Source organism: Streptosporangium sp. NPDC087985 (genome assembly GCF_044741965.1).
Classification (GTDB): domain Bacteria; phylum Actinomycetota; class Actinomycetes; order Streptosporangiales; family Streptosporangiaceae; genus Streptosporangium.
On record NZ_JBIUTQ010000009.1, the window covers coordinates 32,434 to 59,190 of the forward strand.

22 protein-coding genes and 1 tRNA gene are annotated in these 26,757 nt (G+C 69.7%); 3 read left to right on the forward strand and 20 right to left on the reverse strand.

Annotation, left to right across the window (positions count from 1 at the left end; all coding sequences use genetic code 11):
* The first annotated feature begins 29 nt into the window (after positions 1–29).
* Positions 30–1,328, forward strand: a complete 1,299-nt coding sequence (lat, locus tag ACIN94_RS18570) for an L-lysine 6-transaminase (RefSeq protein ID WP_400707320.1) — start codon at positions 30–32, stop codon at positions 1,326–1,328.
* Here lat and ACIN94_RS18575 read toward each other — a convergent pair.
* The 18 genes from ACIN94_RS18575 to ACIN94_RS18660 form a co-directional block, all read right to left on the reverse strand.
* Positions 1,325–1,579 (reverse strand): LuxR C-terminal-related transcriptional regulator, encoded by a 255-nt coding sequence (locus tag ACIN94_RS18575; protein ID WP_400707323.1) that lies wholly within the window; start codon positions 1,577–1,579, stop codon positions 1,325–1,327. The genes lat and ACIN94_RS18575 overlap by 4 nt on opposite strands.
* A gap of 155 nt (positions 1,580–1,734) precedes the next feature.
* Positions 1,735–1,810 (reverse strand) — tRNA-His (locus ACIN94_RS18580).
* A 75-nt stretch (positions 1,811–1,885) separates the two neighbouring features.
* Complete coding sequence (orn, locus tag ACIN94_RS18585; RefSeq protein WP_400707326.1) at positions 1,886–2,488, reverse strand: oligoribonuclease; 603 nt, start codon at positions 2,486–2,488, stop codon at positions 1,886–1,888.
* A 22-nt stretch (positions 2,489–2,510) separates the two neighbouring features.
* Positions 2,511–3,497: a DUF2510 domain-containing protein gene (locus tag ACIN94_RS18590; protein ID WP_400707329.1), complete on the reverse strand. Its 987-nt coding sequence runs from the start codon at positions 3,495–3,497 to the stop codon at positions 2,511–2,513.
* 58 nt (positions 3,498–3,555) lie between these two features.
* Positions 3,556–4,944 (reverse strand): hypothetical protein, encoded by a 1,389-nt coding sequence (locus ACIN94_RS18595; protein ID WP_400707332.1) that lies wholly within the window; start codon positions 4,942–4,944, stop codon positions 3,556–3,558.
* Between the two features lie 20 nt (positions 4,945–4,964).
* Entirely contained in the window at positions 4,965–6,752 is a 1,788-nt protein-coding gene (locus ACIN94_RS18600) for a protein kinase (RefSeq protein ID WP_400707335.1), read from the reverse strand.
* A 119-nt stretch (positions 6,753–6,871) separates the two neighbouring features.
* Positions 6,872–7,276: a hypothetical protein gene (locus tag ACIN94_RS18605; RefSeq protein WP_400707338.1), complete on the reverse strand. Its 405-nt coding sequence runs from the start codon at positions 7,274–7,276 to the stop codon at positions 6,872–6,874.
* Complete coding sequence (locus tag ACIN94_RS18610) at positions 7,273–10,317, reverse strand: glycosyltransferase (protein WP_400707341.1); 3,045 nt, start codon at positions 10,315–10,317, stop codon at positions 7,273–7,275. The genes ACIN94_RS18605 and ACIN94_RS18610 overlap by 4 nt, the downstream gene beginning before the upstream one ends.
* A 274-nt stretch (positions 10,318–10,591) precedes the next feature.
* Positions 10,592–11,692, reverse strand: a complete 1,101-nt coding sequence (locus tag ACIN94_RS18615; RefSeq protein WP_400707344.1) for a glycoside hydrolase family 26 protein — start codon at positions 11,690–11,692, stop codon at positions 10,592–10,594.
* A gap of 325 nt (positions 11,693–12,017) precedes the next feature.
* Entirely contained in the window at positions 12,018–12,929 is a 912-nt protein-coding gene (locus ACIN94_RS18620; protein WP_400707347.1) for a glycosyltransferase family 2 protein, read from the reverse strand.
* A gap of 92 nt (positions 12,930–13,021) precedes the next feature.
* Positions 13,022–14,440, reverse strand: a complete 1,419-nt coding sequence (locus ACIN94_RS18625) for a lipopolysaccharide biosynthesis protein (RefSeq protein ID WP_400707350.1) — start codon at positions 14,438–14,440, stop codon at positions 13,022–13,024.
* Positions 14,433–15,257: a polysaccharide deacetylase family protein gene (locus tag ACIN94_RS18630; protein WP_400707353.1), complete on the reverse strand. Its 825-nt coding sequence runs from the start codon at positions 15,255–15,257 to the stop codon at positions 14,433–14,435. Before ACIN94_RS18630 ends, ACIN94_RS18625 begins: the two co-directional genes overlap by 8 nt.
* Complete coding sequence (locus ACIN94_RS18635; RefSeq protein ID WP_400707356.1) at positions 15,254–16,195, reverse strand: glycosyltransferase family 2 protein; 942 nt, start codon at positions 16,193–16,195, stop codon at positions 15,254–15,256. The genes ACIN94_RS18630 and ACIN94_RS18635 overlap by 4 nt, the downstream gene beginning before the upstream one ends.
* Before the next feature lie 2 nt (positions 16,196–16,197).
* Positions 16,198–17,028 (reverse strand): glycosyltransferase family 2 protein, encoded by an 831-nt coding sequence (locus ACIN94_RS18640; RefSeq protein WP_400707359.1) that lies wholly within the window; start codon positions 17,026–17,028, stop codon positions 16,198–16,200.
* Positions 17,029–17,199: 171 nt separating this feature from the next.
* Positions 17,200–18,300, reverse strand: a complete 1,101-nt coding sequence (locus ACIN94_RS18645) for a GNAT family N-acetyltransferase (protein ID WP_400707362.1) — start codon at positions 18,298–18,300, stop codon at positions 17,200–17,202.
* Positions 18,301–18,830: 530 nt separating this feature from the next.
* Complete coding sequence (locus tag ACIN94_RS18650) at positions 18,831–20,534, reverse strand: RNA polymerase sigma factor (RefSeq protein WP_400707365.1); 1,704 nt, start codon at positions 20,532–20,534, stop codon at positions 18,831–18,833.
* Between the two features lie 188 nt (positions 20,535–20,722).
* The gene (locus ACIN94_RS18655; protein WP_400707368.1) at positions 20,723–22,390 is read right to left on the reverse strand and encodes a substrate-binding and VWA domain-containing protein; all 1,668 of its coding nucleotides are present in this window, start codon (positions 22,388–22,390) and stop codon (positions 20,723–20,725) included.
* Between the two features lie 278 nt (positions 22,391–22,668).
* Complete coding sequence (locus ACIN94_RS18660; protein WP_400707371.1) at positions 22,669–23,304, reverse strand: cation transporter; 636 nt, start codon at positions 23,302–23,304, stop codon at positions 22,669–22,671.
* Positions 23,305–23,450: 146 nt separating this feature from the next.
* On the opposite strand from ACIN94_RS18660, the gene ACIN94_RS18665 reads away from it, so the two are divergent.
* Together ACIN94_RS18665 and ACIN94_RS18670 are read left to right on the forward strand one after the other, a co-directional pair.
* Positions 23,451–24,224 (forward strand): DUF4184 family protein, encoded by a 774-nt coding sequence (locus tag ACIN94_RS18665; RefSeq protein ID WP_400707374.1) that lies wholly within the window; start codon positions 23,451–23,453, stop codon positions 24,222–24,224.
* A complete protein-coding gene (locus tag ACIN94_RS18670; protein WP_400707377.1) occupies positions 24,217–25,032 on the forward strand; it encodes a TrmH family RNA methyltransferase in 816 nt (271 codons plus the stop codon). Before ACIN94_RS18665 ends, ACIN94_RS18670 begins: the two co-directional genes overlap by 8 nt.
* On the opposite strand, the gene ACIN94_RS18675 is transcribed toward ACIN94_RS18670, so the two are convergent.
* Together ACIN94_RS18675 and ACIN94_RS18680 are read right to left on the reverse strand one after the other, a co-directional pair.
* Positions 25,011–25,913, reverse strand: a complete 903-nt coding sequence (locus ACIN94_RS18675; RefSeq protein ID WP_400707380.1) for a D-alanyl-D-alanine carboxypeptidase family protein — start codon at positions 25,911–25,913, stop codon at positions 25,011–25,013. The genes ACIN94_RS18670 and ACIN94_RS18675 overlap by 22 nt on opposite strands.
* 211 nt (positions 25,914–26,124) lie before the next feature.
* Positions 26,125–26,652 carry a DedA family protein gene (locus ACIN94_RS18680; RefSeq protein ID WP_400707382.1) on the reverse strand — a complete coding sequence of 176 codons (528 nt, stop codon included), beginning with the start codon at positions 26,650–26,652 and terminating at the stop codon, positions 26,125–26,127.
* Positions 26,653–26,757: the final 105 nt, after the last annotated feature.

Genomic DNA, 26,757 nt, shown 5'->3' on the forward strand with positions numbered 1-26,757 from the left:
TCATCTGTACGACTCACCGTGGAGGAGACATGGACGTGCACGGCCGGCTCGCCCGTCATCTACTCGTCGACGGCTACCGGCTGGTGCTGGACCTCGAACGGAGCCGGGGTTCCCGGCTCGTCGACGCCCGCACCGGCCGGAGCTACCTGGACTTCTACACCTTCTTCGCCTCGGCGCCACTCGGCGTGAACCCGTTCGACGACGACACCGACTTCCTTGCCCTGCTCGGCCGGGTCGCCGCGAACAAGCCCTCCAACTCCGACCTCTACACCGTCCACCTCGCCGACTTCGTCGAGACGTTCAACCGGGTCCTCGGCGACCCCGAACTGCCGCACCTGTTCTTTGTGGAGGGGGGTGCGCTGGCCGTCGAGAACGCGCTGAAGTGCGCCTTCGACTGGAAGAGCCGGCGTAACGAGGCATCCGGCCGCTCCCCGGAGCTCGGCACCAAGGTGCTCCACCTGACCCGCGCCTTCCACGGCCGCAGCGGTTACACCCTCTCCCTGACCAACACCGACCGGGTCAAGACCGATCGCTTCCCCATGTTCGGGTGGCCACGGGTCGAGGTGCCCGCCATCCACTTCGGCGACGTCGAGGCGGCCGAGGAGCGGGCGCTGGCCCAGGCGCGAGCGGCCTTCGAGCGCCATCCGCACGACATCGCCTGCTTCATCGCCGAGCCCATCCAGGGTGAGGGGGGCGACAACCACATGCGCGCCGAGTTTCTGCAGGCCATGGAGGCGCTCTGTCACGAGTACGACGCGCTGTCCATCATGGACGAGATACAGACCGGTGCCGGGATCACCGGCACCCCCTGGGCCCACCAGCAGCTCGGCCTCCGCCCGGACATCGTGGTCTTCGCGAAGAAGGTTCAGCTCGGCGGGATCATGGCGGGCCGTAGGGTCGACCTGATAGCGGACAACGTGTTCCAGGTCAGCGGCCGGATCAACTCCACCTGGGGTGGCGGGCTGGTGGACATGGTCCGTTCCCGCCGGATTCTGGAGATCGTGGAACGTGACGGCCTGATCCCGCGGGCCCGGGATCTGGGCCACGGACTCCTCACCGCGCTGCTGAAGATCCAGGCCCGGTTCCCGGAAACGGTGGAGAACGCCCGGGGACGTGGCCTCATGTGTGCCTTCGACCTGGTGGATCCGGCCGAGCGCGACCACGTGGTGGCCCGGCTCAGGCGCGACGAGGGCGTCCTCGTCCTGCCCTGTGGTGAGCGGTCGGTACGGCTCCGCCCGGCGCTCTCGGTCACCTCCGAGGAACTGGAGGAGGGCACGGCCGCCATCGGCCGGGCACTGGAGGCGTCCCGGGACCAGCCCCGTTCCTAAAGGGGCGGCGGGTTCTCCTGGGTGGCCCGTCCCAGCCAGAGGCCGATCGCGGTCACCCGTGAGTCCACCCCGAGCTTGGCGTAGATCCGGTTCACGTGGTTCTTCACGGTCTTCTCGCTGAGGAACAGGTGCCGGGCGATCTGCCCGTTGGAGTGACCTGTGGCGATCAACTCCATGACCTCGGTCTCCCGCCGACTCAAGCCCGTCTCGACTCCGGGTTCCGCGTCGAGGGGGGCGTCGTCGACTCTCATCCGGCCTCCTTGGCTGAACACAGTCAGGTCGCCGAAACCCCCGGTCTTACGGCGTAGCGATAGCAGCGAGCATAACCCGCAACGTCCTTTTTTGGTGGGCAAGTCGGAAGTGGGGGGAAACAGAACGGCCGGTCCCGCAGGACCGGCCGTTCTCGTGGGGTGAGCGAGGGGACTTGAACCCCCGGCATCTAGGACCACAACCTAGCGCTCTGCCAACTGAGCTACGCCCACCATGTCTGCCGCAGCAGCACATGGAAAGTGTAGCGGTTTTCGGGAGTTGTTTCGTACTCGGTTTCCGATGTGCTCTCAGGACGCCGGGGTGGAGACGCCCTCAGCCAGCTCGCGGGCGGTGGCGGAGTCGGGACCGGGCTGGGCCACGAAGACCGCCGCACGGTAGTAGCGCAGCTCACGGATGCTCTCGGTGATGTCGGCCAGGGCCCGGTGCCCTCCCTGCTTCTCGGGGGAGGCGAAGTAGACCCGGGGGTACCACCGGCGGGCGAGCTCCTTCACCGAGGACACGTCGATCATCCGGTAGTGCAGGAACGTGTCCACGGCGGGCATGTCCCGCGCGATGAACGACCGGTCGGTGGAGATGGAGTTGCCGCACAGCGGTGCCTTCTTCGGCTCCCGGATGTGGCTTCTGATGTATTCGAGCACGAGGGCCTCGGCCTCGGCCAGCGTGACGCCGCCGGCAAGCACGTCCAGCAGCCCGGAGGCGGTGTGCATCTCCCGGACCACGTCCGACATCTGCTCCAGCGCCTCGGGCGGAGGCTTGATGACCACCTCCATGCCCCCGTCGAGCTGGTTCAGCTCGCCGTCGGTGACCACGCAGGCCACCTCGACGAGCGCGTCCCGGCCGAGGTCGAGCCCGGTCATCTCACAGTCGATCCAGACCAACAGGTCACTCATAGCCTTCAGGGTAGTACTCCCTTCAGGAGAGCTTGAGCGAGTCGACGACGCGGCCGGTCACCCCGACGCCCAGATTGTCGGGCACGGAAACGTACACCAACCCCGGACGCGCGCCTTCCCCCCGGTCCACGATCACGAAGGCACCCCGTTCCTTCTTCCACTTCCAGCCCTTGGCCGCCGACTCCTTGGAGAAGTCCATCTCGAACATGAACACCCAGGCATCCCTGCCGCCCACCTTGGTGGCCTTGTTCCGAAGGATCTTCCGCCCGTGACCGGGACTGTAGAAGGTCGACTCCGTCGCGTGCAACAGTGTCGCGACGGTCGCCTGCATGCTGGCGACCCCGTCGTAGCCGAAATGGTCGGGGAGCTCCCCGACGAAGATGTTCCCGACCCAGTCGCTGCCCTGACCGTCGAAGTTCTCCTGGGAGGTCGCTACGGCGGCGCTGGTCCACGTGAAGCGGAGCGGGCCACCGCCGACCCTCTCCGGCACCTTCCAGGGAGAGCCGGGGAACGCGTAGGACAGACCGGTCACCGGGTCCTTGATGCGCCCGTCCCGCGGCCGGGGCAGGTCGGTGCCGCCGAGGTCCGGCTCATCGGACGGCGGAGCCGACGGTTCGGGGGTCGGTGGTTCGGGGGTCGGCGGGAGGGCCGGCTCCTGCGTCATCAGCGTCGGGACGGGAGTGGGGTCGCCCGCCACCGGCCTGCTCTCAGGACTCACCAGGAACAAGGCGGCGATCACTATCCCGACGATCACCACCGCCGCCGCCGCGCCGCCGCTCAGGATCCACGGCCGCGGGCGGCTCTTGCCCGGCGGCGGGCCGGCAGGGAGGCCGTACATCCCGGCGGACATCTGTACCGTGGCCCCGCTCTGCGGTGTCTGGGGTACGGCCTGCCCGGCGGGCGCGTCCGCCGGGTGGGTGGCGTCGGTCCACTGGGTGCCGTCCCACCATCGCAACTGGGGTGAACCGTAGGGATCGGGATACCACCCGGAGGGGGTCTGCGTGGTCATGGCGGCCAGAGTAGTAAGAACCGGTTTGACATGCATTGTGGACCTTGATGGTCATTTATCAACATCTGAAGGTGAAACCTGCCCTGTCCTGGAGATCCTTCCCTCCGGACAGGGGAGAGAGCACCTGCAGCGTGGCCGTTCCCCGGAAACTTCCCTCGCCCTTGACCGACCACTCCAGGACCACCTCGTGTGAGGTCTCTCCGGCCGCCACGGTGTCGGTCTGCTCGATCGCTTCCTTGCGGTCGCTCCGCTTCCACCGGTAGTGGATCTCGCCGGCCGAACCGTTGGTGGTGAGCACACCCCTGATCCTGACGGTCGCGTCACATCCCTGCGTCTTTTTCGGCGCGGTCACCTCCAGCCCCGTCACCTCCAGCGGAACCGTGGAGAGACGGAGCAGCCAGGCCGCCAGGGCGGCCACGACCATCAGGGCGAGGATCGCCGAGGACAGAGCCGTACGGCGACGGCTTCCCCTGGCGCGGGCACCCGGCATCTGGAGCCTGCCGGAGGGGGGCTCGGTCCGCTGCTGGTCCCGGCCGGCCCGCCAGAGCCGCGCGGCCGTGGTCTCCACGGGCACGCCGGGGCCGAACCGCATGACCACGTCGCCGGTACGGCCCTCGCCACTCCCCGGGGGGTGCAGCAGGGTGACGAGGTCGCCCTCGTCCGGGACGGACGGCGCCGGAACCGGCCTGCCGCCCCGGGTCCGCGTGTCGTGCGACGACCACCGGTGGATGGTCTCTATCAGCCTGTCGCGGGTGGTGAACCCCGGCGGCAGCAGGTCGCCTCCGGCGAGCAGGACGTCGCGGGCCGCGGCGAGCCCGCGGGCGGAGGCCGCCGTCGCCGCCCGCTCGAACAGCCCGGCCGCTCCCGGCGAGGCCGCGGCCCAGTTCGCGGCCAGGTCGCGGGCGAGTGAGGCCCAGGCCGCGACGTCGCGTTCCGGGGCGGGGGGACGTCCGTGGATCGCATCGGCCAGCCCCCGTTCGGCGAGCAGCGCGGATCCGCCCGGGGTGATCACCACGGTGCCGGCGTGCAGCGCCCCGTGGGCGAGCCCGGCGGCGTGTACGGCCAGCAGCGTTTGCGCGACCTCCATCAGGATGGTGGCCGCACTGCCCGCGTCGGGCCGGGGAACGCCGGGCGTCTGCGGCAGCAGATCGGTCACGGCGGGGCTGACCGGCTCGGTGGTGAGCAGCCAGACCTCGCCCTGGGCCGCGACCAGGTCGGCGACGGGGACGAGCCCGGTCACGCCGTCCTGGGTCAGCCTGCGGTCGGAGACCACGGCCGCGACCAGGCGGTCACGCGCCGCCGGATCGGCGACCAGCCGGGGATCGAAGCTGAGCGCGCTCCCCGGCCGGCCGTCGTCCGCGACCGCCGACGACCAGGTGCCCAGCTCGTCGGCCCAGGTCCGGTCGGTGAGCCGGAATCCGGCGAGGCCTCCTCGATCGGTGTTCATCGTCTTGCCCGTTCCGCGCTCTACCGCCGCCGCCTCCGGTGGCGTCCGGCCATCTCGCGCTTCAGCGCCAGTGTGAACGGAACGGCGCCGCTCGTCACGAATCCGAGGAGCAGGACCGCCGAGGGAAGCATCTTGATGGACAGCCTGGGCGGCACGGTCGGCCGCGGTGTCCCGTTCCCCTCGCCGCCGGAACTCTCCTCATCCGTCGGCTCCGAGGGGTTGGGGGTGCCCGACGAGCTGGCCGACGCCGTGGGGGAGGCGGTGCCCGACGGCCGGGTCGTGGGCTGTGTCGTTGGTGTGGGGCTGGGCGCCGTGGTGGGAGTCGGTTGCGCCGACGGGACCGCGGACGGAGGGGCGTCCCCCTTGTTGAGGGGGGAGCTGTCCTCCGCCGTGGGGGTGGGCGAAGGCGGCTTGGGCGGTGCGCTCGTCGGTTTCCTCGTCGGCCTCCCGGTGCGTGTCGGTGACGGCGTGGGCGCCGAGGTCGGGCCGGCGGTGGGGGCGGCCGAGTTCGGGTCGGCGGTGGGGGTGGCGGAGGCCGGGTCGGCGGTGGGCGCGGCCGACGGCGGGCCGGTGGTGGGGCTCGTGATCGACGTCGGCGCGGGTGTGGTCTCCGCCGACGGCTCCTGCGTGGGCTCGTCGGTCTCATCGGCGGGGAGGACAGACTCCACCGGATCCGAGGAGGGGCCCGTACTCGGCGTGGTGATCGCGCCCCGTGCCTGGATCACGGTGCTGTGGCCGGTGTTGACCAGCACCGCGCCCACCCCGCTGATCACCGCGACGCACCCGAGGCCGATCAGGACCTTGACGCCCGTCTTCCCCAGTACGGACCTCCTGACGGAGGTGGAGGCGGCGCGCCCGATGTCGGCTGTGGCACCGCGCCCGCCGAGATCCGTCTGGGCCAGCGAGGTGCTGATCCGGGGCTCCTGGATCTCCAACGGGAGCAGGGAGGCCATGATCGCGACGAACCCGGCCAGCCGGCGGCGGCCCCGTTCCTGCCACTCAGGCCCGTAGGCGTCGGCGGCCACCGCCTCCAGCTCGGTGAGAAAGGCGGTGGCGGTCGGTGGCCGGTCGGCCGAATGCTTGGCGAGGCCCCGCTCCACCAGGCCCCGCAGGGCAGGAGGCAGCTCCTCGACGGGCGGTGACATGGCCTGGTGCTGCCGGGCCAGCGCGGCGATGTTCGTCGCGCGGAAGGGCCGGGTACCCGTCAGGCACTCGAAGAACACGATGGTGGCGGCGTAGACGTCGGTGGACGGCCCGGCGGGGGCGCCCGTCCACTGCTCGGGAGCCATGTAGGGCGGCGTCCCCGCGGGGCTGTCTCCGTCGCCGGAGCGGATCGCGATGCCGAAGTCGACGAGCCTGCTCGTCCCGTCGGGCTCGATCATCACGTTCTCTGGCTTGAAGTCGCGGTGCACGATGCCGGCCGTGTGCGCCGTCGCCAGCCCGAGCAGGGCGCCCTTGAGCACCAGCAGCGCGGCCTCGGGACCGGTCGGCCCCTCCGAACGCAGGATCGCGCGCAGGGAGACGCCGTCCACCAGCTCCATGACGATGGCCGCGCCCTCGCCGGTCTCGATGTAGTCGTACAGCCGGACGGCATGGGGACTGTCCAGGGTGTTGAGTACCCGGGCCTCATGCCGGAAGCGCGCCACGAAGCCGACGTCGCTCCTGAGCTCGTCGGACAGGTATTTGATCGCTACCAGGACGCCGTCGGCGTCGTGGTGTGCCATGACTACGCGCCCGGCACCGCCCGCGCCCAACTCGCGAATCTCGGTGTATCCGGGGACTCGCCAGGCTGATGGTGCGCCGTACATACGGTCTCCTCAGGTGTCCGGGCCCCCACCCATAACAGACGGACCGTAGCTTAGCGATAGATAATCAACTTCTGCTCGTCAATAACTAATCAATCTCATAAAGCAGCAATAATCGGCGATTATCCGGAGCGCTCCTTGCGGGCGCGGCGTCTGGCCGGCCACCGCCTGGCGAGCCAGCCGGTGAGCAGCGCGCCCAGGGACGCGGCCGAGGTGACGGCGGCCAGCGCCGTCACCGCGGCGCGCATCGTGAACGTGCCGCTCATGAAGAACGCCTCGCTCACGATGATGCCGGTGGAGACGCTGAGCGCCAGGGTGAGCGCCATGCTCTCCATGGCGTCCCCCGTGTGGTCACGCCGGCCGAGCAGGGGGCGGGCCAGGGCCAGCACGGCGGCGCCCGGGCAGGTCAGCAGGAACACCACCGACACGGTGACGCGCAGCGGGCCGACACCCGCGACCTGCGTCACCAGCAGTGTGAGCCACCCGGTGGTGGCGAGCAGCAGCAACGGCCAGCGCGATCTGCTCACGGCTTCTCCGAGGCTTGGGGCTTCTCCGGGACCTGTGGTTTCTCCGAGGCTTGTGGTTTCTCCGGGACCTGTGGTTTCTTCGGGGCCTGTGGCTTCTCCGGAGCCTTCGGTCTCTCCGGGAGGAGTCTGTAGACGACACCGCCGGAGGTCCGCGTCACCACCGTGAAACGGTCCGACGCGGCGACCTCCCGGCTCAGCCGGTCGACCGTCCCCCGGGGGAAGATCCCCGCCGTCTCGGCGGCGTTCTTCTGCGCGCGGTTGAGCACCAGGTACGACGCGGCTCCCGGCGGCACCTTCTCCATGAGGCTGACCAGTGACGGCAGCGGAACCTTGATCAGTTCCGGCAGGGTCGGGACGTACGGGGGGAGGTTACGTACGGCGGTGCGCGACGGCGGCAGCTCATCCAGCCAGATGTGGTCGTAGCGCTCGTAGTGGTCGTAGGCCGCGGGGAGGAAGAACGTGGGAGCCACGATCAGCGAGCCGGACGGTGCCACGCGGTAGACCTCCCGGATGAGCCGGACCTCGCCCGCCGTGAAGTAGTTCGCCTGCTCCTTGCCGTAGTTGCCGAAGAAGAAGCCCGCCACCATGAGCAGGAAGACCAGGGGCAGGACCAGCGCGCGGACCCAGACCCGGCGGGAGGGGAGGAGGAAGGCCGCGGCCAGGAGCGCCGTGAGCGGCAGCGTGAACAGATAGACGCGGAAGACGATCTCCCCGCCATAGCTCCCCGCGGCGAGGAACAGCAGCGGGCTCAGCCCGATCATGAGCAGCGGCAGGCCCGGCCGCCTGAGCCAGCCGCGGCGCAGGAAGGCGCCTGCGGTGGCCAGCAGCCACAGCCCGCCGGACAGGGCACGGTCCGCGTAGGCGACGATCACCTGGCCGGGGGAGGCCGAGCCGAGGGCGATGAAGCCGCCGTCCAGGTTCCCGCCGGCGTCGCCGAGCGAGTCGACGATGTCGCTGAACCTGTTCTCCAGCAGCTGCCAGGCGGCCAGGGCGTCCCACGCCACCACGGTGAGACCGGTGACGAGCAGGATGCCCAGGTTGCGATGCCGGCGCAGCAGGAACAGGGCGAAGAGCCCGGCCGTCAGCACCAGTGGCGTGAGCTGGTGGGATGAGGCGATGGCGGCGATCGGGAGGATCAGCAGGCACGTCCAGACCAGGCGGGTGGCCGTGCCGGAGACGGGCGGCGGCTCCGCTGCCAGCCCCTGCGGGTCGTCACCCGCCCTGATCGGCCCTCGCCGGAAGCGCCGCACCACGACCGCGAGCACCGTCAGGTACAGCACCAGCGTGGTGGCCTGGGGGGAGAAGTAGTCCTGCCCGACCCAGGAGCAGGAGAAGTAGATCCACACCGCGCCCCAGACCAGCCGGCGGTTGCGGGTCACCGTCCGGAAGAGCAGCAGCAGCGGCAGGAGCATCGCGGTGTTGAAGACGGCCGGCCCCCAGGCGGCGATGCTCAGCGCGTTGTCCAGCCCGGCCATCTCGGTCATCAGGGCGAAGAAGGAGAAGAATCCGGGCCACTGGTGATACGCGGACAGCGGTCCGACCTGGGGGTCGGTCGCGCCGTGCCGGATCAGGTAGTCGATGACCGAGACGTGTTTCCAGGCCCACGAGTAGCGGAGGGACGGATAGAGCAGCGCGGGTGTCGCGTGCAGCATGGCGATCAGCACGAGCGCGTAACCCGCGTGCCACAGCTCCAGGGCCTGCCGGTCGCCGAGCAGGGTGACGAACCCGGCCACCATGACCACGATCGCGGCCCAGAACGTGGGGGGCAGGACGGTGATCAGCCCCAGGTCGGTCATCCGGTCGAGATCGACCCGGCGTAACGACAGCCCCCAGAGCACGGCGGCGACGGGCAGCGCCGTACGGGCGAGGAGCCACGCCCAGATGTTCGGCCGCCGGACGGGGCCGTCGGCCCGCGTCGTGCGCAGCCGCCCGGCCGCGTAACCGAGGTTGAGCGCCGCCAGGCTGAGAAACATGACCAGCAGGGCCTTCCAGCCCTTCACGTCGGCGGGCCCGGTGAAGGTCACGGCCCGGAAGACGGCTCTGGGCAGCCCCCTCCTGATCGGGGTCAGGCGGGCCGAGAGACCTCCCCTGCCGCTTGCCCGCTGCGGGACACCGGCCTGCGACCGGCCCTCGGCCATGCACCGGCTCAGGAAGTAGGAGAGCCGGGCCCGCGACGCCGGCACGTTCAGCCGCACGATCGCCGAGGGCTGCTGGAGCAGCTTCGCCCCGGGTCTCAGCTCCCGTAGCCGGGACCGGAGCTCATTCGCGATCCCGCCGGCAGGCTCGGCTCCGACGTCGCCGGCTCCGCGTTCGGGCTCCTCGGGGAAGCCCCCCGCCTCGGCGAGCGCCTCGCGGCGGAACGACATGGCTCCGCCGTACAGGTCGTCGATCTGGTCCGTCTCGGCCGGTGAGCCGGTGTGCGGCACCCCCAGCACCCACGCCAGTTCGATGGGGAACCAGTCGGGCTTACCGGCGCTCCAGCGCACCGCGAGCCGGCCGCGTACCCCGATCACGTCGTCGTCGGCGTAGGCGGCCAGCAGAGACTCGGACCAGCCGGGCTCGGGGGAGGAATCCTCGTCGAGGAACGCGAGCACGTCTCCTCGCGCGCGTGCCAGTCCCCGGTTGCGCGCCGAGGCCGGGCCGGTGACCTCCCGGCCGTGCACGACCACGACGTCGTCGAGCGTGGCCTCGGCCCATATGACCAGATCGGGACAGTCGACGACGGCCAGCACGATCTCCTCCGGAGCCGGCTGCTGGGCCCGTAACGTCTCGACCATGGAGGACAGGCGGGGGTGTGAGTCGAGGGAGCCGCTGACGATGACGACCGACAGGGACGGAGTGGTGGTCTCTCCGGCGGGAGGTTCCTCGTCGCGGGCAGGGACGCGCCAGGTGGTGACGGAGGAGATGTCCTCGGGGCTCTCGGGGGTCTCGGTCTCCGTGGAGGGGGCGTCTTCGGGGCGCCGCGCCGGACCGGAGGCCGGCCGGCTCATCGGGCGGGTGATCGATCCGTCGACTACCTCTTCGGCCTTCCTGCCCTCCACGCGCACCCTTTCCCGATCGAGTCGATGCGGACGCTGGCCCAGACTTTACTCCGCGCGCATTCGGTTTCGCCTCCCCGCGATGACGCTCTGTGTCCGATTGATTCCACGATGTTGAGTATGGCGGCGATCCTTTGCGCTCCGGGCCGTCACCGGACCCGCCGCCGATGTGAGGCCGCTCCAGACGCCGGCAGCCTGGCCGGTCAGGCCAGGCTGCCGATGTTCCCTCACCCCGATCCGGGGCCGAGAACGGGCGGGTGGAGGTCTGCCCGGGATCTCAGCCGGTGGACTGCCGGACCATGGGCTGCTGGAAGTAGGGGTCCTTCCCGGCCTTGGCGAACGCGTCCAGCACACCCGGACCTGTGAGCGAGAAGTTGCAGTGGTCCGCGTCGGTGTTGTTCCACTGGACGATCGCCTTGAGGTTGGGCATCGTCTTCATCACCTTGGGGATGTCGAGATACCAGTTGGCGCGTGCCGAGGTGTCGCTCTTGTGGCTCTCCGTACCGTACTCGGCGAGCATCAGGGGCTTGTCGGCGAAGCCGTTCTGCTGGAACCACTCGTAGGTGGGCTGCACGGTCTGCTCGAAGTTCTGCCACTCGGCGCCGCGGCAGATCGCGAAATTGTAGGGGTCGTAGCTGATCCAGTCGACGTAGGAGTCGCCCGGGTAGTAGGCCTTCCACCTGTCCCGGAACGGGTAGTAGCCGGTGACACCCCAGACCCAGAGCGCGTTGGTCGCGCCCGCGTTCCGGAAGCCGTCGACGATGCGTTTGTAGGCCGCGATGTACTCCGCCGGGTTCTGGCCGCTCTCGTCGCGGTCCTTCTCCCCGTCGAAACCGACCAGCACGGGCTTGCCGTACTTCCTCACCCGTTCGGCCTGGTCGCTGATCGCCTGGTCGTAGTGTCCGGCCGCGATGTCGCGCCAGGCGATGTTGAGGTTGTCCTGCCAGATCGTCGACTCCCAGCCGAGGAACAGGATGCGGTCGTTGCCGATCTCGCTCTCGTCGTCTCGGAAGAACCGCCCGGCGTCGCTGTCGGACATGTCGTGATAGCTAATGGTGATGTCGAGCTTGCGCCCGATCTTCTTCTCCATCGCGGCCACGTCGGGCATCAGCCCGCCGCCGCTGTCCGCCGGCACGTGCATGCCCCACCAGGCTCCGCAGGGTGGCACCAGCTTGAGGGTGGGCGTGCACGATGTGGCCGTGCCGTCGCCCCCCGGCACCACCGGTCTCTGGGCGCCCGGCACCTGCCACCCTGAGGAGTTGTAGGCGTAGATACCGGCTACCGCCACCAGGGCGCCGACCAGGCCGATGAGGACCCATCGCGACGCCGAGAGCCTCGCTGTCGGCAGGGCGTGCCGTCTCTTATCCGGCGGGGTCATGTGGTGATCCAGACGTCTGGGGTCGGCAGACCGGTTATGGCCAACATGAGGCGCACTTTCCGTTTGTTTGAATTTTAATTAATTTTATACGGAATTATGGCCGTGAACAGTTATGGCCAACGTAAAAGGAGGCGTCCGCGTAACGGAGGGACAGCCTGATGTGACTTTATGCTGCCGACCGCGGTTCAACCGCCGGGTGAACGTCTGGTCTGGTCAAAAATATGGCGACATGATTGGCGCGGAGCAGCCCGGCATCAACCGGTCTCCGTTCCCGTTCCCGGGTGATCACCCGGGAACGGGAACGGAGACGGCGCCACGGCGGCACTCAGATGCCGCGGCCTATCCGGTGCAGCCGGCTGACGATCGTGTCGGCCGGCACCCCGGCGGCGACGGCCAGCGCCAGATAGGCGCGGGGCTCCCAGGGGCGCCGCCGTACGGTCCTGCCGATCCAGCGCAGCGCCTGCGGGGTGTTTCCCAGGGTGGCCTCGGCGAAGGCGATCTTCCCGGAGAGCTGGGCGTAACCGCTCGGCGCCCCCGCGAACTCCGGATACCGCTCCAGCATCCAGCGCAGTGCGGAGGAGATCGTCGCACTGGTCTTGACGATGGAGAAGTAGGAGGAGTTGTGCATCCGGAGCCTCGTCCCCGTTTCGGACAGGTTGGTGATGGGCCCGAACCGGGCGGCCCGCAGCAGCAGCTCGTAGTCCTCGCCGTACCCGCCGGGCAACTCCTCGCTGACCAGCCCGAACCCGTTGACCAGCGCCTCGCGGCGCATCAGGTAGGTGGAGGGATGCATGGAGGGAAGTTGTTTGCGCAGCAGGTCCCGCAGGGTCACCGTCGGCATCGCCACGGATCTCGCGTAGGCGGTGTCGTCGTTGAACAGCTCGACCCCGCAGGTCACGAAGTGACCGGTGCCGAGCGCGGTCACCTGCGAGCGGAGCTTGTGCGGCAGCCACAGGTCGGTGTCGTCGCAGAAGGCGACCAGTTCACCGTCACCCAGGAGCACACCGGTGTTGCGTGCCCCGGCGATCCCCGGGCTCCGCGTGTTGGCGGTCACCACGACCCGGCGTCCGGGGGTGTCGCGGGCGAACGATTCATCCGGCCGGCTCTGGTCGAAGACGGCGACACAGGTCAGCTCGCCCGGGTAGTCCTGGCCGAGAATCGAGTCGATCGTCTCCCGGAGCAGTTCGGGGCGATCGCGGGTCGGGATTACCGCGGTGATCGACGGCCACTGGTCCACGACGGGTCCTTTCTTTGGAATCCTTCAGAAGTTGAAGATCAGGCGCTGGACACCGTGATCACGTTGCCTGGGCGGCCGTTCTCAGGGTCCGGTCATCGGCCGCCGCCGTCCGGGGTGGGCCGCGTGTCGACGATCGCCGTCATCACCAGCGTCGGAGTCTCGTCCGGTGAGACCTCGACGGCCCTCGCCCGTGCCCCCCGCAGCACCTTCACCAGGCCCGGGGCGACGACGGCCACGACGATCATCTGGGCCGCCAGGGTGCCCAGGCCAACGCCGGTGATGCCGTAGAACTGGAAGAGGGTGAACGACAGACCCACGACCAGGACACAGAGCAGCGACTGGAGCGCGAGCAGCGCCCGCACCCTGCTGCGGGCGCGGAGCACCCCCAGATAGATCTCGATGACCGCGTGCGGGACGGAGGCCAGCGCGAGCAGCCGCAGCACGTCCGCTCCCTGTTCGGCGAACGACGGCCCCCAGCCGAGCCGCAGGATGAGCGGCGCGGCCAGCGCGGCCACCAGCACCAGCGGGATCAGGAGCATCATGGTCCGCCGGAGCGCCAGCATGCACTTGCCGGCGAGCAGCGACGGATCCCCGGAACCCTCGATGGTCAGCGAGATGGCCATGTTGAGCGCGAGCATGTCGAACACGCCGACGAGGGTGACCGCCGCGGCGTAGTAGCCCGCCGTCCGCGCGTCCACTCCCGCGAACACCAGCACCGGCACGAGGTAGACGCTGGCCAGGATGAACAGCGTGCCGGGAAAGTCACCGGCGAGGAAACGGCCTATCTGGCGGAAACGGGGCGTGGCCCGGTGGGCGTCGCGCGTGGTGGCCGGAGTGGCCAGCCTGCCGAAGATCGCGATGCTGATCGGGACGACCGTGACGGCCACGGGGATCGTCCAGGCCAGGAAGATCCCCGTGTCGGGGAAGACCGGGGCCAGCACGACCAGCAACACGATCTTGGCCAGTCCGACGGCTATCCCGATGAGAGGCACCCAGGTGGCCTTGCCCAGCGCGGTGAGCACCACATCCTGAAGCGTGAACACGCACCACAGGAAGACCGACAGCAGGAACCAGCCGGCCAGGCCGGACCCGTTCAGCCCGCTGAAGTTGGAGCCCCACATGTTCAGGGTGGACAGGAAGAACACGGTGGCGACGGATGCCGCGCCGCCCCCCACCAGGTAGGTGTAGCCGATCAGGCGCCCCGTCATCCGGCCGGCCTCGGGGAGGAAGCGGGTCAGCGCACCCACGAACCCGAACGCGGTCAGCGCCGCGAGCAGACGCATCGCGGCGATCAGCGCGGCGGCGCGGCCGTAGTCGCCCTCGCTGTAGAACCGCACCGCGAACGTCCAGTAGGCCAGGCCGAGAGCTCCGGCGGCCCCCGCGTTGACGATCAGCGAGTAGGCGTTGCGCAACAGGGGGTCGTTCAGATCCTTGGGAAGACGATCCCGCAGGACCTGCGGCATCCCCTGCCGCCGGTCCGAGGTCTTTCTCTGGAGACCCGTGTCAGTCACCGTCCGATACCGGTCCCGGTGCGTACTTCGAAGAGATCTGCCGCAGCCCGTAACGGGTCCGCCGCACCAGCGCGTATCCCTTGGTAAGGGTCCGTTCCCTCATGTAGAGCACAGGGAGAGCCTGCCCGGTGATCGCCTTGCCGAACTTGACCATCGAGGTCTGTTCAGTGACCGTCAGGCGGGGAAGCGCGAGCATCTCGTCGCCTTCGCGGACGGTGTCGTTGGCCACCGCGCACGCGGTCCAGTAGCCCGCCCTGCGCACCTCCCGGCGTACCCGCGCGCTGGAGTAGCCGTAGGGATAGGCCATGGTGGCCACCGGACGGCCTATCTGATCTTCGAGCATGGTCTTGTTCGTGCGCAGCTCGTTGCGGAGATCCCGGACCGGAAGCTGGTCGAGCTGCGGATGGCTGTGGCTGTGGCCGCCGATCTCCACGCCGCAGGAGACCGCCTCGCGCACCTGGCCCCAGGTCAGCATGGGGGCCGGCCGTCGCCCGGCCTCCGCGGGGCCGGAGTCCTGCACCCAGCCGCTGGTCACGAAGACCGTGGCCGGGTAGCCGAAGCGCTCCAGGATGGGAAGCGCCTCGCTGTGGAAGTCGGCGTATCCGTCGTCGAAGGTGATGGCCACGGGTCTGTCGGGCATCGCCGCTGTCCTGTGCATCCCCGCGACCAGGTCGGACAGCGTCATCGGGGTGAAGCCCCGGTCGCGGAGCACTCCCAGCTGGTCGGCGAACCGCCCCGGCGAGACGGCGAGCGGCCGTGTCTCGTCGTTCGGGTGGTCGCTCACCGAGTGGTACATCAGGATCGGAACACGAGTCATGATCGCCCCAGCTTCAGACGTGCCGTACCGACCGCGTAACCCCAGGCGGTCCAGGCCAGGCCGATCACGATGGCCGAGGCGCGGCCGAGCCCCGGGAGGTCACCGCGCAGTGCCTCACCGACACCGCGCAGCACCCCCAGGGGCAGGGCCTTCATCACGTAGGCCCGCTCGCTCGACAGTCCGTCGCCGGTACCGACGCTCGACGCGACCAGCGCCTTGGACAGGCCCTCGGCGTAGCACCGTGACCTGAAGTAGGCGAACCCCGCCCGCTGCGCGGAGACCTTGTGCCCGATCACCGCGTCCGGCTCGAACAGCAGCACCACGCCGGGCCGGCTCTGGGACAGCCGGATGCAGAACTCCGTCTCCTCGCAGCCGAGCGGGCGGCTCCCTCGCCCCTGGACGCTGCGGCCTATCCCGGTGGGGAAACCGCCGACGGCGCCGACGACCTCCCTGCGGAAGGCCGCGTTCCCGCCCATGACGTTGCGGATCGGCGCCCGGACCGTGGGCATGCCCCGATAGGCGCACCCCACGGTCCAGTCGAACTCGTGCGGGAACCACCGGGGACGGTGCCCGGTGGCCCACAGCGGCCTGGTCAGCCCGCCCACCCCCACGATGGCCGGGTTCTGGAACCCCTCCTCCAAAGCTTCCAGCCAGCCAGGCTCGGCCACCGCGTCGTCGTCCAGATAGGCGACGATGTCGCCCGAGGCGGTCGCCGCACCGGTGTTCTTGCCGCCGGACAGTCCCTTCTCGTGCGTGTTCTCCACCACGATCAGGTCGGGATACTCCTGCTTGAGCCGGAGGTGCAGATCCGTGTTGTGGTCGACGACCAGAATGATCTCGTACGGCCGGCGCCGCTGGTTCTCGACCGATCTGACGGCCGCCCGGATGTCCTCCCAGCGCTCCTCGGTGTAGACGCAGATGACGATGCTGCTCTTCATGGTCAGGCCGCGCCCTGGTCCGCCGCCGGAGTGGCCTTGGGCTCGGGCGCCGCCGTGGCCGGCTGCTGGCGCCGCTCGCGGATGATGGTCCTGAGAACGCGCAGACCGTCGCGGACCGCGCGGAGATTGCTCTGGCCGTGGATCCGGCACCGCTCGTGGCTGGGCACCTCGTGAATGCGGAGCCCTGCCTTGGCGGCGCGGATGTTCATCAGCGTCTCGACCTCGAAACCCTCGCAGTCGAGATCGAGCACCTTCAGGTGCCGTGCCCAGAAGGCGTTGTAGCCGTAGCACAGGTCGCTGTAGCGGGTGCCGTAGATCAGGTTCACCAGGGCGGTGAGGACCTTGTTGCCGGCCCGCCGGCTGAAGGTCAGGTCGTCGCTGCCCCCGCCGGCGGCGTAGCGGGATCCCTTGACGAAGTCCGCCCCGGTGACCAGGGCGCCCACGAACTGGATGATCTCGTGGCCGTCGGTGGAGCCGTCGGCGTCGATCATCACGATGATGTCGCTGGTGCACGCGGCGAACCCGGCGGCCAGGGCGTCGCCCTTGCCCTTACCTTGCTGGGTGACGATCCGTATGTTGGGCCGCAGCCGCCTGGCGACGGCGACGGTGTCGTCCACCGAGTTGCCGTCGACGAGCACGATCTCGTCGATCCACTGCGGGAGGGTGGCGAAGACGTGAGGGAGGTTCTCCGCCTCGTTCATGGCGGGCACGACGACGCTGACGGTCGGGGAGATGGCCATGTGAGGGGTGAGCGGGGTGAACCGCTCGATCGGCGGCATGGAGCGCAACATGCCGAGCTGCTTACCGTTCTGCCTGACGGTCTCGGGATTCATGATGGCGGAGGTTCCTTCTGTCTTTCCGTGCGCCCGCTCCTGAGGTGGGATGAGAACGGCGCAACTGGGATCGAGGATGCCTTGCGTCGGGGGCTGAATGGCTGTCGGGAACACGGTCTGGGGGAACGCGGCAGCCTCTGTGGGAGGGTGCGGCTACCGCGCCTTGGGCGGCTACTGTGCGGCGGAACGCGGACGGAGGGCGGACCTCGCGCGGCCGTAACCCTTGAGAAGCCGGTCCGCTGCTCGGAAAAGGGTGGGGTTGTCGACTACGACGGTGCGGAGTCTGTTGACGGGGACCCGGCGCAGCCACTGGGCGGCGGCCGTCGGAGACGGACGCGAGATGCGGGCCTCGGCGACCATCAGGACGCCGGTTTTGAGCCATTCCTTATATTCACGGCTGCCCTTGCCCATGTCCACCTGGTGCAGCCCCGCGTCCGCGGCGTGTTCGGCCATGTGCAGGTGGTGCATGATGCCGGGGGAGTAGCGCGCGAAGGCCGGGTCGTAGGCGGGGAACCAGCCCACCAGGGTGTGCGCCGTGCGGAGACCGAAGTGCCCGGCGACGGGGGTGTCCCCGGCGTAGACCATGGTGAGCACGCCGGCGAAGTCGTCGGACCGCAGGGAGTGCAGCTCCTCGACGAGCCGCACGATCCACGGCTGGGCGAAGCGGTCGACCCGTCCGGTCCGCTGGTACTGGCCGGACTTCCAGTCCAGGAGCGTGCGCAGCGTCCCGGTGTCCGGCGAGTCCCACGAGAACCGGATCTCGCCCTGCTCACGGCCGAGCTTGCGCTCCTTGTAGCGGACGGTCTTGTAGTTCTTCGCCGAAGTGGCGCGCACCTGCTCGATGTAGGCGTCGAAACCGCCGCTGAGGTCCATGACGGGCGCCGGACGGACGTCCGTCTCGTACGGTGCGAACGTGGGCTGACCGGCGACCAGATGGTCGAAGTCGATGGCCGACACCTTGCAGGTCCGGAGCAGCTCGCGCGGGTCGATCTTCAGCTCGGGCGCCGAGATCAACCCATGGCAGGTGGTGAGAGAGCCACCCAGGGGCCTGCCGATGCCGAAGCCGTGCCGCTCGTGGGGGAAGAACCCCACGATCTCGCCACCGTCCTCGATCACCGCGACCCTGACGTAATTACGCAGCCTCCCCATGGCCAGGGCGAAGTCCACGGAGAGGAAGGGGTTGTCGAGGCTGGGGAAGGTTTTCTGGATCTCGCGCCATCGGACTATCTCGGACTCGCCGAGATCTCGCGGGCGTACTGTGCTGATCTTCACCCTGAACCGGCTCCCTGTTCGGTCTGCGAGTTTCCGTTCTCCCGGCGCGACGGGCACAGGACACGGGCGGATCCGCCGGGCACTGTGATCGTCGCCACTCCGGCCCGGTGTGACCATGCGCCAGAAGAGAGCATCGGGGTGGCAAGGAGAACGCTGGGGAGAAGACTTGCCGTTACCCCTGCCGATATCTCGATAGGAGGGTCACGATCACATAACGGTACTATCGCGGCGACCCCGGGAACCGTTAAAAGGAACAGTGAGGCCAAGACCGTCTGTAAGGGGGTATGCGCGGCGGCGAGCGCGATCGAGGCTCCCACCGTGCACGTAAGAGCGAACGCCCATCTCAACACCCCGCGGTTGACTGGCATCTCCCGGCCCCCGACTCCTGGCTCCTGGCCGCTTATCAAGCGGTTGACGCACTCCATGTGACCAACCGCTCCGCATGCGCGTCAATGCCGACGCTTGACATCGGCTCACGGTTTACCGTCCGCCAAAATAAATTGTGGTGCCGTCCATCACCACGTCAAAGGTCAGGTCGTCTCCGATTCCGCGTTGGGTGCGGTGGAAGGCAGTGGTGTCGGCAGCGGAGGCTGGTCGCTCGGCGGATCCGGAACCTCTGGCTCGGAGGCCTCCCAGGAGATCGCGCAGCTGGAGTTGCCTCCGGCGGACCTGAACGCGACCCGGCCTCTGCCGCTCTCGCCGGGGTCGGCGGCGGTGACCCAGATCACGCTCTCTGCCCCGGCCTTGAGTTGCCCGTGCTGAGGGTGGACGTTCAGCCCGCCCGAGGTGGTCGCCGACCACGAGATCGCGGCGTTGCGCGCGGAGAGCCGGATCGTGCCCGCGCCCTCTCCGATGTCGGTGGGACACGAGACGGCCAGCCGTCCGGCCGGGGACGGTGGGGCCGGGGTGCGGGTGGCACGCGGCCGGCTGGGGACCGGCCGCGGGGCCGGTGCCGATCGGGTCGGGCTGGGAGTGGGCGTGGGCGGGGGCGGGGGTGTCCCGGTCTCCCCGCTGCCGGTCGGGACAGGCGCCGGGGGTACGGCCGGATCCGATGGCGAGGGCTCCGGCCCGGGCTCCAGAGTGATCAACAGGGGTCCCCGGTCAGGTGCGGCCCCGGCCCCCCTCACCTGCCCGCTGGTCGGGTCCTGTCCGGCGATCACGGCCATGACTCCGGCGGCCGCCAGCACGCACGCCACGGCCGCGATCACGGGGGCCGCCCGCCGGGAGGTCCCGCGCCGCCGCGACTCGCCCGACCGCCGGTGGTTTCCCGTGTCGGGGGCCGCGCGCCGCGACTCGCCCGCCCGCCGGCGGGTTCCCGTGTCACGAGACCGTTCCGCCTCCGCACCCGCGGGCCCGGTCGACCGGCGTGCCTTCTTGCGCCGTCCGGCCGCGGCGGGGAACCCGGTCCGGTCGAAATGATCGCCTGCCTCAACGACGGCGGCACGTACTCCTTCAAGGCCGGGGTTCACACAGGTCTCGATGACCCGGCGGCGCAGGGAGAGCGGCGGGAACATCACCGGCACCATGTCGAGCAGCCGTCCGGCCGACACATGACGGTCCCGTCGTTCGAGGCAGACCTCACAGCGGCCGATGTGGCCGGAGAGCCGCCTGCGCAGGATCGTGGTGAGCGGACCCTCCCACGAGTCGACCATCGCCGACAGGTCGGGGCAGTGCGCCCGGCCGACCTTGGCCAGCACCACGGCGGCGGCCGCGTTCTCCAGGTGCTCGCGGGCGTGACCGAGCCGCGTCGAGGCCTGCCGTGAGGTCAGCCCGAGCACCGCTCCAGCCTCACCGGTGCTGAGATCGTGCCGCAGCGACAGCTCCAGCACCTCGCGTTCCTGTCCGCTCAGCTCGCCCAGCGCCTCGTGCACCAGCGCGGCCAGCTCGGGGTCCTCCGGGGTGTCGTAGTCGTCGGACGCCGACGCGGGCGCCGGGCTCCGCCGGCCCTGCGGACCCCGTGTCCCGGCCGCGCACCGGGACCGGACGAGCGCGTACAGCCAGGGACGGAGCCGACCCGGTTCGCGCAGCCGGTCCGCGCACCCGTGAGCGGTCACCAGGGCGTCGTGTACGGCCTGGGCCGCGCTGTCGCGGTCTCCCAGCAGCGAATGGGCGTAGTCGTTGAGACGTTCGGCATAGGAATCGTAGAGGCTCGCGGGCGCCCTGGAGTCGGCACGCCGGAGCGCCTCCACGAGTTGTTGATCGTCGGTTCGGCCGACGGTCGGCCATCCGGGCACGGACATTCCTCCCCGCAGGACGGGCTCGTTCACGGGCCATGCCCGAGACCCCACACGCGTAGGACGCCACCTGACCGTGACGGGTTGTCCTAACCGGTCGATACCATTCCAACCCGGCATGAACTGGTAAAACTGAAACGGCTGGGGTCCATGGGACGCCAGCCGTACAGGGTGAAAAAGGTCGGGGATCAGCAGTTGGGCGCGCAGAGGCGGCGCTTCATGCCTTCCAGGAAGAACTTGCGGACTTCCAGGATGTCGGTGGCGATGAACGCCTCACCGCCGGTCGCCTTGGCCAGCGCGTCCATCTCCTTCTTGCCCTTGGCGGCCTCGGGACCGAAGGCGATGAGCAGGATGCTGACCGGTTTCTCCGGGTTGTAGGTCTTCTTCAGGTACCGCAGGATCTCCTCGTTGGAGATGCCGCCGTCCGGGTCGTCGTTGCCGGCTCCGTCGGTGAGGACCAGCACCGTGTTGATCTTGTCGCCCTGGTACTCCTTGGTCATCTGCCCGTACGCGGCCCTGAGCGTGTCGTTCAGGCCGGTGTCGCCGGTGGGCTTGGCCTGAATCGTGGAGAGCTTCTGGGCCAGCAGGTCCTTACGGAGCACGCCGCCGATGTTCTCGGTCAGCGGCCCGACGGGGACCGTCTTGCGGAAGTCCACGCCCCGGCCGGCGAGATGCGTCGAGAACTCCCACACGCCGATCTCGCTCTTGGCAGGGAACAGTCGCATGCCCTCAAGGGCGATCTTGGAGATCACGCGCATCCGGTCCGAACCGGTCCCGGGGACCGGCAGCGCCATCGTGCCGGACACGTCCAGCAGCGCCAGCAGCCGCGTGCCCAGGTTCAGCCGGGACCAGGACTGCGACATCCCCGCGACGGTCTTGGCGTCGGGCATCTCCAGCGCCTGGGGCGCCTTGGCCTGGAAGCCGCCGGTGTCGGCGACCGCCTTGCCGCCCTTGCCGTCCGGGGTGCGGAATCCCTGGTCGCGGAGGGTCTTCTGGGAGGCCTCGGTGCCGAACTCCTTCTCAAAGGCCTCGGCGACCTTGCGGACCGTGGCGTCCTTGGTGGTGATCACCACCGGGTAGTCGAGGTTGAGGGTGCCCTCGGCCGGATAGAGCGGTACGGCCGGCACTTCCGGCTTCTTGACGGTGTTGAACGTCCAGACGCTCTGCTCCGAGGCGACGCCGAGCGGCGCCCGGCTGCCCTTGACACCGAGGCTGGACAGCAGCGCGTCCTGGTCGCGGACCGCCGATCCGGACAGTGTCTTGAGCGCGCCGACCAGTTGCTCCTGGCCGATCCCCGAGGCCGTGGCCACTCCGGAGGCGGCCAGGAGAGCGCCGAGTCCGGCGGCGTTGAAGGAGGGGTCCAGCGCGAGCACGCGCACCTTGCGGCCCGGTCCCTCGAGGTTGGCCACGTTCGCGGCGTTGATCATGCCGCCCCAGCTCGCCTCGCCGAAGCTCTTCCTCAGGGCCGGAACCACCGAGCCGGAGGCCACCATGACGATGGGGGACTGGGCCACGGATGCGCCGGGGGCGGGCACCTGCGGGTTCCTGGCGCGTAGGTTGGCCACCCACAGCGCCGAGTCGGGGATCCACACGTCCATCGCGCCGGCCTTGCCGCCGGCCAGCCCGGAGGCCACGGTCGCCGGGACGCCCGAGGTCACGGTGACGTTCGCGCACCCGCCGCCGACGTCGTGCCCGGCCTTGTTGAAGCGCTCGGCGATCCGGGACACGGCGGGCTGGATGTCGGGGGAGGCGGTGACCCGGAGCGCGACCTCGCTCCCGGCGCACCCCCGGTCCCGGTTGATGATCACGAACGCTGCGACGCCGAGCAGCACGGCCAAGGCGACGGATCCAGCCAATGGGACAAGCACCATGCCGCGCCCGTTGCGACGACGTTTGGGCGCTTCCCTGGGGGAGGTGTAGTCGTCCTCGAGTTCATCTGTCCGGTGACGTCCGCCCACGATGCCCTCTTCGGTCTCGAAGTTCTGAAGCTAGCGGGTCACCCTATAGGGAGGTTCTCCGCAATATTCAGGGAACTGTACTGGGAAGACTTACTGTGGCAAAACACTCCTTTTGGTGCGCGTATCACCGTACGCGACAGTAACTAACATTTGGGATCTATGGGAGAACGCCGGATTCAGTGAGTGCAGGAGTGTCCACGCCAGGCTTTCCGGCCTTCCCGTACGGCTATTGCGGCCAGCAACACCGCCATGGCGGGGTCCGCCCACCACCACCCGACGGCGTTCAGACCGAGCCCGGCCAGCACTCCCGCGGCGAGCAGCGCGCACAGCAGGTTCTGTGTGCCCTCGCCCGCGGTGGCCGCCGAGTGCAGCCGGGCGCCGAGCCGCCGCTTGGCCCGTCCCAGGAGCGGCATGCTGATCAGGCTGGCCGCCGTCACCGCGATGCCCAGGGGGCTGGGCATTGCCCGATGTCCGGCGTCCAGGTCGTGCGCCACATGGACCAGAAGGTAGGGCGCCAGCAGCCAGAAACTGATCGCCACCCCCTTGCGGGCCTTGTCCTCGGCGTCCGCCGAGCGGGTCCGCGATCCGGTGAACCGCCAGACCACGATGAGGCTGGCCAGCGCCTCCACCAGTGACGACACGCCCCAGCCGATCAGGGCGACCGAGTGCGCGCCCAGCCCGGCGCCGAGACCGAGCACGCTCTCGGCGCCGAGCCAGGCCAGGGTGGCCAGGGAGAGCGTGCGTGCCCTGCGGGCGTCGCGCAGCCACTCGTCACCCGGCACCGATGGCGCCACCACCGTCTGATCAGCCATAACGTCCCCCCACACTCCCGTGTAGCAACGTTCAGCAACGTACACGTCACTTCAGGTCACGGTGGCGTGAAGGCGCGGGCTCTCACCGGCAACCGGAGCGGCGTAGTCTCCCGAGGGAGCGCCAGCAGATTCACAGGGGGAGATCCGTGCCGTTCACGCCCAGTCATGTCGCCGCGGTACTGCCCTTGATCTCCTCGGCACGCGCGCGCCGGATGCTGGATCCCTGGGCCCTCGTCCTGGGGTCGATGGTGCCCGACCTGCCGATCTTCCTGCCCTTCCTGCCGGACTACACGTTCTGGCACTCACTCCGGGGCGTCCTCACGATCGACCCGCTCGCCGTCGTCCTGCTCCTCGCCGTCTTTCACGGCCTGCTCCGGGATCCGCTGACCGCGCTGCTCCCCCCCTCCCTCGCCGGAAGGGTCGCCTCGCTGGCCCCCGGGAGGTACGGCGTGCGGCGGCTGCCCGCCGTGGTCGCGGGTGCCGTTGTCGGCGCCTGCACCCACAAACTGTGGGACTCCTTCACCCATCACTACAGCCAGGGCATATGGGGCTGGGAGTGGCTGGCCGCCCCGGCGGTCGGCCCGCTCCCCATGTTCCGCCTGCTGCAGTACCTGTCCACGGTGATCGGCCTGGCTATCGTGGCCCTGTGGGCCTGGTACGGGCTGTCGCGGATGGAGCCGGTGGCGGCGCCGGAGCGGCTGGCGCTCCCCGCCGGGGTACGGTACGGCGTGCTCCTGGCGACCGTGGCCGCCACCGCGCTGGGCGCGGCGATCTGGCCGATCGCCTTCCCGGCCACCGGCTGGGCCCAGACGATCACCAGGATGGGTGCCGGAGTGGTGGGGGGCTGCTGCGCCCTGCTGCTCCTCTACGCCCTGATGTGGCAGCTCAGGCGGGTCATGGCAGTATTCGAAGGTGTTTAACGCCTCAGATCCCCGCCTGGCCGACTACGCCAACCTGCGCGACGTCGAGCTGCGCAAGAGCCTGGAAGCCGAGCACGGCCTCTTCATCGCCGAGGGGGAGAAGGTGATCCGCCGGGCCGTCGCGGCCGGTTACCCGGTGCGCTCGGTGCTGCTGACCCGGCGCTGGGCCGGCCCGCTCGCCGACCTGCTCGACGGCCTCGGCGACCGGGTCTACGTGGTTGACGACGACGTCATGGAGGGCATCGCGGGCTTCCCGGTGCACCGGGGCGCGCTGGCGGCCATGGAGCGGCGCCCCCTGCCCGCGGTGGACGAGATCCTGCGCGGTGCCTCCCGGCGCGTCCTCGTCCTGGAAGACCTCGTCGACCACGGCAACGTCGGTGCGATCTTCCGGTGTGCCGCCGCGCTGGGGGTCGAGGCCGTGATCCTGTCGCCCCGCTGCGCGGACCCCCTGTACAGAAGGTCGGTCAAGGTGTCGATGGGCGCCGTCTTCGCCATCCCGTACGCGCGGATGACCAACTGGTACGACGGCCTGGTGGAACTCCGTACGGCGGGCTTCCAGACGCTGGCGCTGACCCCGGACCAGTCCGCCGTCCCCCTGGACGGGGTCGCCATGGCCGAGCGGGTCGCCCTGCTACTCGGTTCCGAGGGAGACGGCCTCTCCTCCCGCTGGCTGCACGAGGCCGACCATCCGGTCTGCATCCCGATGAGCCCGGCCGCGATGGATCTCGGCGTCGACTCCCTCAACGTGGTCGCCGCCGCCGCCATCGCCTGCCACGGCCTGATGCGTCAGACATCGCCGCCGCGGTAGCCTGCCGGCTGCCCACCGGCCCAGTTCAGGAGACTGTCGGCCGTCTGGAAGCGCCGGGTGGCGTTGGACTCACCGAGGAGGACGCCGATGATCCGATGCCCGTCGCGGTCGGCGGCGAACGACAGGCAGTAGCCGGCGGTCCGGGTGTAGCCGGTCTTGAGGCCCACGGCCCCGGCCGTCTTGCCGAGCAGCTTGTTGCTGTTGGTCCAGATGTGGGGCTGGTGCACCTTCGACCTCGCCACGGTGTGGCGCGCGCTGGAGACGATGGTCAGCAGCACCGGGTCACGGAGCGCGACCTCGGCCAGCCTGGCCTGGTCCCGGGCGGTGGAGTAGCCGGGGCTCGGCGTGGGCAGCCCGTCGGGGTTGCCGTAGCGGGTGTCGGCCAGGCCCATGGTGCGGGCCGCGGCGTTCATCTTGGCCACGAACCTGCTGTCGCCGGGGCCGTAGACGCGGGCGAGCGCGTGGGTGGCGTCCGCCCCCGAGGGGAGCATCGCGCCGTAGAGCAGATCCCTGACGGTCAGGCGCTCGCCCGCGCGGAGGCCCGCGGCGGTCGCACCGTTCGCCGTCGCGTGCCGTATGTCACCGGAGTTGACCGTGACGACGTCGTTCAGCCCCGCCTCCCGCAGGACGACATACGCCGTCATGACCTTCGTCAGGCTGGCCACCGGCAGCCGCAGGGTCGCCTGCTTGCTGAAGTGAACCGTGCCGGTGGTGGCGTCGAACAGGTAGGCGGCCCGCGCGGCCACCGCCGGAGCGTCCTGGGGGGCGGCTCGCCGGGAGAGCTGCGGAGCGCCCTGCCGGGCATGGGCAGGCGCGGCGAGCCCGGTGGCCAGAGCGGCCAGAGCGACGCAGATGACGAGGCGAATTCCGCCAGTTCGCATGAGGGACATGCTGGCAGAGCCGGCCGTCAATAAGCGGATCTTGGTGCTCTGGCTGTCGAAACATTGATATCCGTGCCGCACGTACGCGATCGGGAGGGAAATCCACCCGCGGGGCCCGCTGGGGATCCGGGGGAAGCGGCCGGCCGGAGAGGTCCGTGGTCACCGGGGACAGGGGCGGTGAGATCCACTCCGGGCCCGTCGCGGGCGACGGTCACGCACTGGTGAGTCCGTCTTCCGGCCGCCGTGAGACCCTGCGGCGGCAGCGGACGGCGACGGTGATCGCGACGACCGCCGCCACGGCGACCGCGGCCGCCAGGAACGGTGACTCGGCGGCCAGCTCCAACCAGCCCCAGATCACCGAGTAGAGGCCGAAGGACGTCACCGGGACCCAGGTCAGGCAGCCGAGCGCGCTGGCCACGACGTACCAGGGGTAGGAGACCCGCAGCGCTCCCGCCACCCACGGCAGCGTGTGCCGCAGCCCGGGCACCCAGAAACAGCCGTAGACGGCGAGCGCGCCCCACCTCCTGACGGCGTTCTCGACCTTGAGGATGTTTCCCTCGCCGATCCTCCGGCCCAGACGGGAGGAGTAGAGCCGGGACCCCAGCTTGAGGCCGATCCAGTAGTAGACCTGGAACACGCCGAAAAGGGCGATCCCGCCGAGCAGGACCCAGAGCCACAGCGGCATCCCCAGGAAGGAGGCGGACGTGGGATCGGGGATGGTCACTGCAGGAAGTCGCACCTGATCACCATCTCCATCGTCCGGTCGGCCCGTATCCGATATTAGGTCGGGCTTACCCGATGTGACACCGAGTCTCTGCAAGTGGACGTCAAGCAGAGATCAACC